At 44.4% G+C, this 13,469-nt stretch carries 13 protein-coding genes and 1 riboswitch; of the genes, 2 read left to right on the top strand and 11 right to left on the bottom strand.

Features of this window, described 5'->3' with window-relative positions; genetic code table 11:
* Positions 1–32 precede the first annotated feature (32 nt).
* From ICN48_RS07010 to ICN48_RS06995, 4 genes are read right to left on the bottom strand one after another with little or no spacing between them, the layout of a single operon-like run.
* Entirely contained in the window at positions 33–968 is a 936-nt protein-coding gene (locus ICN48_RS07010; protein ID WP_216152984.1) for a toxin co-regulated pilus biosynthesis Q family protein, read from the bottom strand.
* Positions 969–994: 26 nt separating this feature from the next.
* Positions 995–2,389 carry a TrbI/VirB10 family protein gene (locus tag ICN48_RS07005; protein WP_216152983.1) on the bottom strand — a complete coding sequence of 465 codons (1,395 nt, stop codon included), beginning with the start codon at positions 2,387–2,389 and terminating at the stop codon, positions 995–997.
* A gap of 3 nt (positions 2,390–2,392) precedes the next feature.
* Positions 2,393–3,223 carry a TrbG/VirB9 family P-type conjugative transfer protein gene (locus ICN48_RS07000; RefSeq protein WP_216152982.1) on the bottom strand — a complete coding sequence of 277 codons (831 nt, stop codon included), beginning with the start codon at positions 3,221–3,223 and terminating at the stop codon, positions 2,393–2,395.
* Positions 3,223–3,927 (bottom strand): type IV secretion system protein, encoded by a 705-nt coding sequence (locus ICN48_RS06995; protein ID WP_216152981.1) that lies wholly within the window; start codon positions 3,925–3,927, stop codon positions 3,223–3,225. Before ICN48_RS06995 ends, ICN48_RS07000 begins: the two co-directional genes overlap by 1 nt.
* Before the next feature lie 104 nt (positions 3,928–4,031).
* Between ICN48_RS06995 and ICN48_RS06990 the strand changes: the two genes are divergently transcribed.
* On the top strand, positions 4,032–4,901 hold the full coding sequence (locus ICN48_RS06990) for an A24 family peptidase (protein WP_216152980.1): 870 nt from the start codon (positions 4,032–4,034) through the stop codon (positions 4,899–4,901).
* Between the two features lie 287 nt (positions 4,902–5,188).
* On the opposite strand, the gene ICN48_RS06985 is transcribed toward ICN48_RS06990, so the two are convergent.
* Entirely contained in the window at positions 5,189–5,890 is a 702-nt protein-coding gene (locus tag ICN48_RS06985; protein WP_216152979.1) for a DsbC family protein, read from the bottom strand.
* A 167-nt stretch (positions 5,891–6,057) separates the two neighbouring features.
* Here ICN48_RS06985 and ICN48_RS06980 point away from each other — a divergent pair, with 167 nt between their 5' ends.
* A complete protein-coding gene (locus ICN48_RS06980) occupies positions 6,058–6,558 on the top strand; it encodes a hypothetical protein (protein WP_216152978.1) in 501 nt (166 codons plus the stop codon).
* 257 nt (positions 6,559–6,815) lie between these two features.
* Here the strand turns inward: ICN48_RS06980 and ICN48_RS06975 are convergent, their stop codons facing one another.
* The 6 genes from ICN48_RS06975 to ICN48_RS06950 form a co-directional block, all read right to left on the bottom strand.
* Entirely contained in the window at positions 6,816–8,792 is a 1,977-nt protein-coding gene (locus ICN48_RS06975) for a TonB-dependent receptor domain-containing protein (protein WP_216152977.1), read from the bottom strand.
* Positions 8,793–8,873: 81 nt separating this feature from the next.
* Positions 8,874–9,089: riboswitch (cobalamin riboswitch) on the bottom strand.
* Between the two features lie 249 nt (positions 9,090–9,338).
* Positions 9,339–9,857, bottom strand: coding sequence for a hypothetical protein (locus ICN48_RS06970; protein ID WP_216152976.1), 519 nt, complete (start codon positions 9,855–9,857; stop codon positions 9,339–9,341).
* A 133-nt stretch (positions 9,858–9,990) separates the two neighbouring features.
* Entirely contained in the window at positions 9,991–11,124 is a 1,134-nt protein-coding gene (locus tag ICN48_RS06965; protein ID WP_216152975.1) for a hypothetical protein, read from the bottom strand.
* Between the two features lie 98 nt (positions 11,125–11,222).
* A complete protein-coding gene (pilV, locus tag ICN48_RS06960; RefSeq protein ID WP_216152974.1) occupies positions 11,223–12,329 on the bottom strand; it encodes a shufflon system plasmid conjugative transfer pilus tip adhesin PilV in 1,107 nt (368 codons plus the stop codon).
* A gap of 3 nt (positions 12,330–12,332) precedes the next feature.
* Positions 12,333–12,758 (bottom strand): type IV pilus biogenesis protein PilM, encoded by a 426-nt coding sequence (pilM, locus tag ICN48_RS06955; RefSeq protein ID WP_216152973.1) that lies wholly within the window; start codon positions 12,756–12,758, stop codon positions 12,333–12,335.
* A gap of 62 nt (positions 12,759–12,820) precedes the next feature.
* Positions 12,821–13,351 carry a type 4 pilus major pilin gene (locus ICN48_RS06950; RefSeq protein ID WP_216152972.1) on the bottom strand — a complete coding sequence of 177 codons (531 nt, stop codon included), beginning with the start codon at positions 13,349–13,351 and terminating at the stop codon, positions 12,821–12,823.
* Between the last annotated feature and the right edge of the window lie 118 nt (positions 13,352–13,469).

Below are 13,469 nucleotides of genomic sequence, written 5' to 3'. Positions count from 1 at the left end.
ATCAGTGTTTTTTTAAACATGGTTAACCTTTATTAATTTTCATTTTTTTCTGGGTTTGAAACAACAACGCGCTTATCATCGGTCCATACATCGACTTTCACGCCCCTGCCACGCAACAAGGTTTCGACAAGCAATGTCACCGTCTCGGGCTTGATAGCAAAATCTTCTGCTAACTTGAAATCTCGGATTTTAGATTTGCCCTCTCCCAAGGCATCCCATGACAATTTCCATCCAATGCTTGATAGGTATGAGCGCAATGCATTCGAGAGGTTTTGATCGGGGCTGATCTTAAATTCTGGCAACTCATTTTGGATGGGTGTCTGAGGGAGGTTAGATGGGGCGGCAGAAGATGCGAACCCAGGGACAAAGCCGCTAGGTAGAGGCCCCGATGGGGTCACCAATGCAGCCCCCGCAGAACGTTTCGCAGAATTTTTCTCTGAAATTACTAGTGATTTTCCAATGAATTCAGATTTAAGCTCCTGGGTGCGAGGGTTTTCCAAAGAAAGTCGCAAAAGGGCGTCTGGAAACTCTTTTTCAGAAATCGACTTTTTGATTTGGTAGTCTTCAAAATCGGCCTTAAGCTCATATCCAGCTAATTTTGACCATTTAAATAAAACTAATTTTGCCGAACTATTGGCTTCGGCATCATAGGCATCAAATTTGGCCATTGCGCTTGCTTCTGGTCCGGCAGTCAGATGGGTTATTTTTATTGCATGACCGTTTGTAGTTCCGGAAATATTCTTTGGAATACCGGGAACTGTTAAATACGGCCCTTCTTGGCGTGCACCATTAATGGCTAATCTTGAGCCAGCCATTGGCTGAATGAAGGTGTTACTTCCATCATTAAATATCACCGCAGGCCGAGGCCCATGCCCTTGGGTCTCGTATGCAAAGTCCATTGCAGTTTGGGAGAATGCCACCTGCCCTACGGCAACTGAGCCCATTAAAAAAAGTATTTTTTTATACATTATGAAATTAGATATAAGTGATTTGATTAAAGCGATTGCGCTGGTGATAGACGCATATCTCTGGTGGTAATGAACATAAATTCTTCGGCTGAGTTTTTAGTAATAGTTGGCGCTATATTTTTATTTCGTTGCATCAAAATATTGACGGAATCGGATAACGCTTGTGCCATAACCGTGCCACCTGTTTGGGTGCCGGAAAGGCCCTGCGTCACCGTGACACTTTGCCCTCCGGATAGGGCTGAGGCGGCACCAATAATTGCGGCGGAGCCAAACATTTTGAAGAAATGGTTGTTTACCTCACCCGGGAACCCAGACACCCCTTGCATGTCCGTCCCTGCGGCACCAGCCAATTGAATAGAGGACCCATCGGGACGAATTAGTCTTGAAAATGCGACTAATACCCGCTCCTGGCCAACGACAATGTCGTGGTTATAAATGCCAATCAACTTAGACCCTTTTGGAATTAAAAGTGTATTTTGATAAATTGAGTCATACACATCATTCACCACTCTTGCGGTGATTGATCCTGGCAAATCGGTATTCATCCCACTAAGCAGTACGCCACGAATAATCGTGCCCTGCTGAATAACCGCCCCCATTGGGGCGGTCTGCTCAACCAACGGAGCGGATGCTTGGGCGTTGGAGCCTTGATTGCTCAGCCATGCAGTGTCTTGAGCGCCCTTGGTTGGCGCCTGCGCTGGAGTGTTTTGTGAGCGCGTTAAATCGGCAATCTGCGATGCTTGTTTCACTGGGTCAGAAAGAGTCGCAATAGCCGCTTTTCCTTGTGCTTGTGCTGCCAACATCTGTGTTGTTGAGTTGCCCCCCACGCCAGCGCCATACGCCGAAGTAATTGCATCATATGGGTTTACTGCTGCTGGTTCACCAGCTTTCTTAAGCTTTACCCCTTTGGCATCAATTGCAGATGCCCATATATCTTCGCGGCGCTTTTCTTGCTCCTCTTTAGGTGAAAGTCTATTGTTTGATTGATTTTGCGGTACGTAATTGTTAATTGGCGCATTGCCGCTAGGCTTTTCCGCATAGGGATTTTGCTTGCTTTCCGCGCTACCGGGTTCAAATTTTTTAACCGTGAGTGACCCATTTTCTATTACGCCCCCCGGCATAATTGGCATATCAGCAGAACTAATGTTCTTGGATGCTTTTGCACTTTCCCGTTCACCGGCATCGCCAGCAATCTGTTTTGTCAGCATCTCTCTAGTTTGCTGAGGATTCACAGCTTCTTGAGGGGCCTGTTTAATTTCTTTTTTGACACCAGAGGGCAAAAAATAAACGCCAATCACCAGTCCAATCAATCCAATAACGGTCATGATCAGCTTCCAGTTTTTCTTTGGCTTTCCTTTGGCGTGCTCATCAATGCTTTGATGGGCATCCTCTTTAACTTCAAAGGGATTTTCTTTGGACATCTCTTACTTCCACCATGAGGCATGTTTATTAACTAGAACCTCCTTCGCGCCTAACTTCAGGGAGAATTTTGGCGCAATACGTTCAATAACAAAGGTGTCCCCTTTAACAACATAATTCACCAGCACCAGATCGTCGTTCTCAACCAAAAATAAGGCCGGCATGCTTTGAATTTTATTAAATTTAAAATATGTAAATTTTCCGTCATCAAATACCGATACCGGCTTAAATTCAGCATCTCCTTTGATATCGTAGGAAAAATTTAATTTAGAAGGGTTGATCTCAGCACTAACAACCTGAGACTGGATTCGATTGACTTCTGCTTGTGTCGCCTGAGCAATTGCCTTATCTCGTAACTTAATTTTTTGCTGCTCGTCAGGGTAATCAAAGGCTACCTTCTGATAACGTTTGCCATCAATCGGGCCAGAACGCAAATCAAATTGATATGATCTCTTATTCGTCACTAGCGTCAAAGAGGTCACAATATCTGGACGCAAAGGCTTGATATACATATTGCGCGGACCTCCAGAGACCCGCCATTGCATGGTATCGCCAAGACTTGGATCTTCAGTTAGCCCCTCGTCTTCTTGTAGCTCAATATGTGTTGTGTAGCCTACCGTTGCTAAAATAGTGTAAATAACATCGGGGCTATACGAGAACCGAACAATTCGATTGTCGGCAGGCAGTGCAACTGGTTTTGCCATGGTGTCCACCCATGTAGCGGAAGTGGGGATTTCATCTTGTGGCGACGGCGCCTTACCCTTAGCCATACTGATAGCTGGGACTGAAATTAACCCAAGAACAACAGCGATATAAATTGTTTTTAATTTAAACATTACTTAATGGATTCTTCTGAGTTGCTGAAATTGGTAATAAATATCCCGCCTGGATTGCGCATTACATCTTCGCGTGTACTCGGTTTAATTTTTACAAAGGTAATAGTCATTGCGTAACTCCTAACATCTGCTGGATGTGTCGCATCAAGACGGGTTGTTAGCCGATATCGAATAAGTGCCGTGTCGGATTTTATGAAATTAATAGAAATGAATTCTCGGTCTCGGAAAATAAGAGGATTTTGAGAAAGCGCTAGGATGGGATTTTCTTTGTGATACAAATCACTTAATTGGGCAACCGCTAATCCCGTAACCATTTCTGCTGCGCTAGCCTGAGTCTTACGAATGGTTGAAGCATTGATGCTATAAACATCCCCAAGCCATTGATTTAAAAAGTAAGCTGTAGCATCTTGGTCCGGCTCCCATGTCCCGCCAACTGACGTATCGGCAACTAACCTGCCAGTGTCCGCCTGCCGAACTATCACGGTATCCACCGTTTTTAGTGGCAGCATCGCCAGCATTGCAAAAACCGAGCCAACCAAGCCTGCCCCCAAAAGAATTGCAATAACGAACCAACGATTTTTTTCAATTACAGCTTTGCTGCCACGCTCAAAGTATTCTTTTTTTACCGCCTCATCTACTGGGCCTGGTGTGTAATCTGGAACGCCAGACGCGGGGCTTGGCTGTTTTTGTTTAAAAATTGGCATTGCCTAATTTTGCTTAGACGACCCATAAATTCAAAAACGAATAATCCAAAAATTCTTCTATTTATTAAAGAATTTAGTTTGACTTAAAAAATTAATCTTTAGGCATGACTTCTTTCTTCTTGCAGCTGCAAAACTCCCCCCCATTTTTACAATTAAGCCTTTTTTTATTTGGACTGCTGGCTGGTAGCTTCTTAAATGTAGTGATTTATAGGCTCCCCATTATGTTAGAAGCGCAATGGGCAAATGAGATATCCTCGAACCTGGATGCCCGGGCTAAATCACCCCAATATAATCTGGCGGTACCTCGCTCAAGCTGCCCAAAATGCGGGAACCAAATTTCATGGTACGAAAATATCCCTGTTATTAGCTATCTATTCCTAAAGGGAAAATGTAGTCATTGTCACGCGCCAATCAGTATTCGCTACCCCCTCGTTGAGTTGGCAACCGGCATTTTGTATGTGGCTGCAGCTCACCAATTCGGATTTTCATTAAACCTGCTTTTAACGATAATCTTCATTGGGATCATGGTGTCATTAACCATGATTGATATTGATCATCTACTTTTGCCGGACGCAATAACCCTTCCATTTTTATGGATTGGGTTGCTCATGAACTCAATTTTTCCATTGGCTGGATTTGTCGGCCTACAGGAGTCTATATGGGGGGCCGCTTTGGGATACGTTTTGTTTTTTGGAATTAACTTTTACTACGAAGCCTTTCTTAATAAAACTGGGCTTGGCGGTGGTGATGCTAAATTGATGGCTGCACTTGGGGCGTGGTTTGGAGTGCACACGCTCTTATTCCAAATAATCCCGGTGGCCTCGGGATTTGCTTTAGTTTGGAGTGCGGTGGCAATCTTAACTTCTAGAGCAACAAAAGACACTCCGCTTCCATTCGGGCCGTCCATATGCATTGCGGGCTCTTTGACGTGTTTATTTGGGTATTTTGTTGGTGGCTTTCTGCCTCTACCATAGATCCTTTGTTGATCCGCCTGTGCAGCCTCAACTACAACTGCCGCTTGCATTACAAGCTACTATTGCAACACTAGATTACTATCGGGGCCGCAATGCTCCACAACGGTTACAGTACCGGCTAGGGCGAATTAAATGTAGCAAGGCTATTGCCCGTGTATTACCTAGGCGTAACATTCCCAATTTATCCCCGACCATGTAACTGCTAGTGGTCGAGGGTTATTGCTTCAAGCTATTGATTTATAACAAAACCCACTTTTGAAAAGTAGGCCCTCGAGGGTTGGACGGGATCACTTTGCAAGCCAATCTTCGATCTGTTTTGCCGTCATTACGCCAGATGAAACTCTGCCATCAGGCGCAATGAGTGTTGGCGTTCCATTAATTGAGAGTTTTGCTGCCAGAGCAAGATTTTCATCAATTGGGTTTTGGCATTCCCTATCCACAACATTAGCGCCTTTACCAACGGCATCGCCCCACGCATTCACTTGATCGTCAGCGCACCAAATGCTGATAGCCTTACGCTTGGCGCCGGGATGCAATTGAGCAATTGGCATCTGAAACGTGTAGATGGTGATATCCGTTAATCCAATCATTTCAGATTCTAATTTTTGACAATAAGGACAGTCTGGATCCGAAAAAATTGCAAGGGTTCTTTTGCCGTTACCACGAATATCTCTAATCGCATTTGCCAATGGCAATTCTCCAAAGTCAACCTTGCTTAGCTCAGCCCTCCTAATGGCAGTAAGGTCTTTCCCCTCTTTGGCATCAATCAATCCTAAGAAAATGAACCTGCCATCTTTTGTTGTATAGGCAACTTCACGTCCTGAATCAATTTCATAGATGCCGGGGATGGGGGTTTCAAGAACTTTATCAATATGATTTGCGGGAAACTTCACTTGTAGTTTTTTTAGTAGGTTATCTTGATTGGTCAGCGCTATGGCTGAGTGACTCATCAAGGCAGTAATTGCAGCGGCAAGAAGAATTTTTTTCATAAAATTTGTGTTTGGTTGTTGATTCATCTATTTTGGGCAATAAAAATCCCTAGATGAAAATGTAATCGCTGTAAATTTTTAACTTTTAAGGCATGGTGCCTTAGGTGTAAACTTGCATTCATAAATCTGGCCTTTAGTATTGTTATTACAAACGAAAGGTCCTATTAATGAATAAAACTTACCTGCCGACAATTGCCGCATTCCTCATCGCACTATCCTTCGCTGCAATGGCAAGTGATGAGTCATCCTTAATCTCCGGAAAAGCCCTAACTCTTGCCAAAACGATGCCTACAAGTGAATTTATTAACATTTACTCTGGTGGCAATTACGTTATGTCAACGGCTGGTAAGGTATCGGTCATTTTTGATATTGATAATAAGGACCCGGAGCGACCTGCTAACGTTACTGCGACATGTATTGTTAATTACGATCAAGCCGAGAGATTTATTTTGCAAAATGGGCCCTCTGAGCCGGACACGATTACCGCTCCACTCAAGAGAAAAGATGGCAGCATTGTGATGTGGCCAGGTCAAAACACTGGCTACCTTGTTTTTAATAAAGGCAATGCAACCATTGATCATATCGATTGCAAAATCGATAGCTTTGAAATGATTGAGGATGACTTTGTGATCAAGTTTTTTAAAGGAATTTTTCACCCTAACGACTAAATCTGCTACGCTGTTTTTCTTATTCCCCTCCAATCACCAATTTCCCCATTCCTCTATTAAAACTCTTTTATGTGCTTGTTCAGCCTCAATAATGAGTGTTGTCATGAACCCCTTTTTTCCTGTTGGCTCGCATTCATGCTGCGAATTATGAACATTAATACTGCAGCCGCCAGCAGCAGTTATTACTGCAATAGTGACGCACTCTTTGGCCCTCGGCACCCTATTACACCGACGGTGATAGCCATGGTAAATTTGGGTTATTTTTGCTGATAAGCTATGGTAAACATCACATTGCGCCCCATTGTGTTGTAGCCAGAGACCAATTGGTATTGTTCATTGAAAGCATTATTTAATCGCACTCGCACACTTAGCTCATCAGTGATTTTCATACCAGCATAAAAACTCCACACCTGATAATTGCTTAATGTCACGGCTGTGCTTGGGCCATTCATCGGGGCATAAAAAGTAGACTGCCTTGCGCCAGAGAAGTAAACTTTTGTACCGATATCAAATTTCTCATTGATTGCTTTGTTCAGGTCCACCGACCCAAATTGCCTTGCAATCAATGGTGGCGTTTGTCCAGTAGATAAATCGACTGGGTTTTGATTTGTATATGCGGCATTTACCTTAACCCCGTAAACATTTGCCCGCTGACTAAACTCATAGCCGTTATTTCTTAATTGAGAAATATTAAAAAACTCAAAGCCATTGGGAACCTGTTGACCTTGAATTGCATTCATGGTTCTTGAATTGAAATAAACAAGTCTTGAAAGAAATTCTGACTTTTGGTACACGGCGCCAAGCTCGTTTGTATAGGACGTTTGCGGGACCAATCCTGCGTTAAAAGTGCTGCCGCCGCCATATGAGTAGCCAAAAATTTGGCCGGCTGTTGGCGCTTGAAATGCAGTAGAGATGGTTCCTGTCAATTTGAATTCTTCGGTGATGTGATAGCCCAGCCCAAACAAACCCGTATTGACCTTATAAGTTTGATTGGTGAATCCAGTATTTTGCTCTTTAACGGTTGAATAATCATGACGTCCGTTGATCTGGATATCGAGCGCATCGTACTGCTGGGTATAGCCTAAAAAATAGCCTTGATCATTTTGGGATAGGGAGCTATTCCCCTGTCCGTCGTCATAACCTGCTTGTGTGTAGTCCACCCCAGCAATGATTATTTTATCTTTATCAAGCTCATAACTGTTTAACCACTTTGTAGAGGTTTGAATATTTTGGGTGCTGTAATTTGGGTTATACCCATTATTTGCTACAAATTCCACAGCGTTTACATTTGAATAATATTGATTTTGAAGTTGCGATTGAGCAATATCGAATCTTGTCGTCCAATTTTCGTTCACGTTGTATTTTGCAAAACCACCAATATCCGTGCTGATGTTTTTTAAATTCCAGGTGTTACTAGATGTAGCACCATCGCCTCCAGCGCTTGTTGGCCCGGCATTTGGGTCCGCATAGTTAGCGTTGGACGTGAAATATCTTGCGCCACCACCCAACTCAAAATCCTTTGTAATTTTTTGGCTCAGAGATGCATTAATAGTTTGCGAGGATATTGCGCCCGTATTTGGATTGACGTTTGGATATTGAGCGGCATTTAGGGTTGGGATTCCTTTGCTAGTCATTTCATCGAAAGTTAAATTAAATTTTGTTTCGTTTATGGCGCCACCATATCCAACCATTGCCTCCTGGGTGTTGTATGAACCAACGCTTACTGATGCATACGCTTTCGGGTCGGTATTGCCCCCTTGACGTGTGAAAATATTAATTACCCCGCCAATTGCTGCATCGCCATAAAGCGCCCCTGCATTACCTCTAAGAATTTCTATGCGCTCAACTGTATTTGGCGGAATATTGAGGACGGTTAAATTTCCAAATCCATCGACTTGCGACCTCACTCCATCAACATAAATTACTAAATTGGTACCGTTGTTACCCCTAAGGTTGAAGGTGGTCACTTGACCGGGTCCTCCAGTTCTATGAAACTCAAGCCCTGGCTCACCTTGCAGCAGATCCGCAATTGAGGGTGCTTGCGATTTTTCAATTTGCTCCCTAGTAACGACTGTTACAGAAGGCAGAACATCTGAAAGGGGCTGCTTATAGCCTGTGGCAGTAACAACCAGTGGATTAACATCTGATGCTTGGCAGTAGGTATGAGCCGAAAAAAGAATTGGCAATAGCAAGGCGAAGGATTTCGCCAAAGATTTTTTATGAATTTGATTCATGGTGGTTCCGTCAAACAGCAATAGTCACGGACCTAGCTCCCACGTAGGCACTGGACTTAACCAATCGAAGGCGATCCCGCATCCAATTGACATATTGAGAGCCGGTATCCGGACTAGCGAACTGAACTCAATGACCTTCCCAGCCTAAGCCAGTGGTATTTCGATTGAGCCGACATAACCTTCTATGCGTTTGCTTACCGTTGCGGGGACAGCATGGTAGCCTTTACAGACTCCAATTTCCCGTTTAACTGCGCCTATTGAAAATTAGACGCGAGCACTATCAACGTAGGTATTCTAGCAAACCAAATTAGTGTGCCCTCAAAAATCAAATCAGTTCAATGATTTTGATTGGAACTTTGTCTCTTGGTTTGTAGTGTTTGAGATACTGCTTGATCCGCCCTTTTACCCTTGAAGCCTCTAGTTTTGTTTCGTACCGATAATCCTCTGTATCTAGCTCCGGGTAGATCATTCCGATCGAAACCCAGACGTTCGCACTCGATTTGGCTAAAAGCTGGAATTTGCTCAATTCAAAACTCGAATTCGCCGCTAACAGGCGCTTTTAACGGCAACGTTATGCTTCATGATAATTCCCGCAATATGAACTAATATAGCAATACCTAGGTACATCGATGTACTCATGAGGTCATATGGAAAGTACTCAATTAGACGTTCGCCAAACCCAGATAAGGTATTTTCGGAAAAGCGACCGCTGAGGAAGTAAAAGCTGCCACTGGAGATGATTTCGCATGTTGCAGCGCCGATGATTATAAATTTAGCAAGGGTTACAAATGCCATTGCGTTTGTCTGGTATTGCTTTGTAAATATGCGCCCTGCAAACCACATGGAGAAATAAGCGGGAATCAAGAAGGCATAAGCTGGCGTAATGCAATAGTCGCTCACCCCTAGTTTGGTTACGACAACATAATCAATAAATGCCGCCAAAGCAATAAAAGCCAAAAACAAAGACTTGCGCGCAGAATAAAAACCCAGGAGGAAGAAGATTGCCCAAGACGCATCAGACAGACTAATTGCAGTTACGATATGGTTTCCACGGGTCGCAATCATAGCTAGAGCAAGCAATATAAGCGCGACATTTTTTTTCAAAAAACTGGTCATTAGAGTGACTCCCGAGTCTTGGTGGATTAATTAATTGCTAATTCTATCTGAATGAGTCGGATGGATTCATTTCGGCGAAAATTCAATTCGCCGTAGCCGGTATCGTAACCGTTGTGGAGCATTGTGACCCCGATAGCGCTCCAGTGTTGCAATAGTAGCCTGTAATGCCGGCGACAGTTGTAGTCGAGACTGCACAGGTAGATCCCGACAAAACTCCGCTTAAGCATGAATAAATTGGGGTTGCTGGCACTGTTGTTGTGGTGATACATGATGAGCCAGATAAAGTGCCAGAGCCACATGAATACGAGCCAACGGAAGCGCCATAGGATGAGGAGGTAAAGCAAGTCGATCCAGACAAGCTGCCCCCGCTTGGGCAATAGTACGAAGCGATTGACGCACCATAGCCAGATGAAACATAACAAGTAGCGCCACTTAAAGAACCGCCCGACGGGCAGGAATAGCTATAGGTAATATAAGTAGGGCAATAATAGTAGTAAGTTGGATATAGTCCGCCCGGTCCACCGGTGACAGTTTGATTTGGGCAAAATTGCGAGTTGTATGCGGATTGGGGTGATGGGCCAAAGCGACATCTTCCGCCCGTAAATAGTCCAGCACTGCAGCCGGACGCTGCACCACTAGCTCCATAACTCCAGCTAGTGTTGCACCAGGCGCCCCCCAAACTACCGCCGCTTGGGCAATAGTACGAAGCGATTGACGCTCCATAACTTCCGCTAACAGTACAAGTGGTGCCCCCTAAACTACCGCCGCTTGGGCAATAATAATTAGCAGTGGCTGCCGTTGTTGTGGATTTGGTGCATGAGCTACCGGACAGGGTGTATCCAGACCCGCAGCTATAGCCCAAAGTCGCCGCGACAGTGCTGCTCGCAATACAGCTCGTCCCACTTAAAACCCCGCTAGAACATCCATAAACAGAGATTGCCGCGCTAAATACGGTGATTGAGCAAGTTTGTCCTGATAGCGTATAACCTGTCGGACAGCTATAAGTAACCGGGTTGCAACCTAGTGGCTGCCAAGTGAGATTGGAGGTAGTATTACAGCTTAACGCCTGCCAAGTACCAGCACTGCCGGACTGCGCAGGAACGTTTTGCCATGTTTGAGCATATGCCGAGCCAAGGTCACCCCCCGAAATATTGAGACCTAGGAAGAGAACAACGGCATAAATGAGGCTGTGAAAACCCCGAGCAATAGACATCATGGCATAACCCTTTAATGAAACTGAATCAATTCATTAAAGAGTTATGTTTAGGCGGCAGGGAAATAAGTAATTAGAGAAAAGTGAGCGAATCCAATTGATTACTTACACACATAAATATTCCCCGAAGCATCTCTTGACACAACACCAGTGCCGTAAGTCGCGCAGCTTGCTCCATTCGTGGCTGTAGTTGCCGTTAGCGCAACCTGGCCTGTTGATAGTTTGCCTGGGTCCGTAAAATTACCACTTTGGTCAACACCAAGCGCAAGCCAAGATGCCCCACTCCACACGAAAACTCTATTGGTGTCTGCAGTAAGGCGTACTGACCCAGCTTGATCGGTTGACGGTAAATTTGCGTAGGTAGTTACTGGTGAAAGCCAATATGAGCTACTTTGCAGTTGCCATGTGCCGCTTTGGCAGCTCAGTACCAAGCCCTGCGCGTTAACTGCTATTGATCCGGTGGTTGTGCATGCTGATGCAGCAGTTTGAACTGAGGCCATGATCAATGGAGTGTTCATTGTGTTGAGGCTAGGATTTCCGCTAACCGAATTTCTGTACAAAAAAGAGCTTGCAATATCCCCATTTGCAAACCATAACGCGTAGACGGGGTGGCCGGCCGCTAGCGAAACATTGCCGGCCATACCATTACAATTTGTGCCGGCGCTATTGGGAACGCTAAAGCCAGAAGTTGGTGTTGACCAGCTTCCGGCGGCACCTTTTATTGTTGCAGTTGCTGAGCTGTATATGCCTCCACCAGCCGCCCCCATTGTTGAGCTAATGCTGCCCAACATCACATCATCAATTACCGTGCCTGACTCTGAGACCACAATCCCTTGCAGTTGATTGCTTGATGGCTGCAAAACAAGAATGCAAGTACTCTGAGAGTAGGGATTTTTAGATGAAAAACCTGACTGTAAAAACCCAGTATTAATTAAACTTTGGATAGTAATTAAGGCCGGCGTGGTTGAGGTTGCCACCGAGGCGACGGCGCTGTAATTGGTTTTAATATAAGCTTGCGCAGCATTTGCAACCGTCGTTTCGTAGGTTGCCGTGAGATTTGCCTTGGTGTTATCCAGAATCGATGTGGTGATTTGGTTAAGCATGATCATAACCATGCTTAGAATAAATAATCCGCCAATAACCTCAACTAAAGTGATACCTCTATTTCTATTGCGAAAGTGTTGAGCCGTTTTTAGCGTCTTAGGCATCGCCTAGCTCCCAACAAAAACAATGGCGCCAGACGGGATTATCGCGGGCAATGAAACTCCTGTGGAAGCACCAGTCTCGTTTATTAATACGCCAGAAGAATTAGTGCCAACCAGATTTGAATTTAGTGTTTTTTGATACAAATTATTTAACACATCATTACTGGTATTGCCATATACATACAGGACCCCTCCTGAGATGGTGTTGAACCATAAGTAATTTCTGATATAGCCCGGATCAAATGTTAGAGACGAATCCGGGATTGAGCCAGAGGCTCCTGGGTTAGCATTTTTATATCGCAGTAGAGATTCTCTATAGGCAATAAAATTTGTTGCCGAAATATCCGTTGATGTAGCAGTGTTAATACTTGCCTCTTGAGGTAGCGTAAATGCGAGGTAAAAGGAAAGTATTAGCGCGCCAAATGAGGCCATGCATAGTGGAAACATGAGTTAGAAAACCAGCATTGAAATATCCAATGCTGGTTAATTCATCATTAGTTAGATGTGAACGTGATGGTGTTCGAGTTTGACGCACCGCAGTTAGTTGCGCTGGCTGCTGTAGCTGGCGATACCGGGAAGGTTGTAATGGCTGCTGCCGCGCCAACCTGAATTGATGTCCAGCTAACGGTAGCATTAGAGATTAACGCCACACAGTTTGATGTTGGAATTGCGGTTACCGCAACAGTAAATGCACTTGTTGCGCCGGTAACCGTAACAGTACCTCCAAACTGATTGGAGATTACCGCACCGCTAACCGGTAAATCGCTTGGTACACGACCAGCGCTAATTAATGTTGCATTTAATGATGTGGATCCATAGCTTCCTTGCCCACCCCAAAGTTGTTTTGTGGCTGCACGAAGAGATGCAACGTCTGCACCCAACTGACTAGATTGTTGCGAGGTCGTAGCGCTTGTTAAGAGCGCATATGCGCCGCCAAGCAATAGTGCCAGAATAACCAATACACCCAACGCTTCCGTTAGGGTCACACCTTTTTGCCGTTTAAATAGCTTACCCAAAATATTCATCAAAATTCTCCAAAATTTAGCAAGATTGCTAAGTTAGATTGTTATTAATGAGGCTTGATACGGCAAAATGAAATCTCAAATATATTTGCGCTTATCGAGCATTTAGTTGCGCAAACTT

Source organism: Polynucleobacter sp. JS-Safj-400b-B2 (genome assembly GCF_018881975.1).
GTDB lineage: Bacteria > Pseudomonadota > Gammaproteobacteria > Burkholderiales > Burkholderiaceae > Polynucleobacter.
This window is presented reverse-complemented; position numbering and strand designations above follow the sequence as displayed.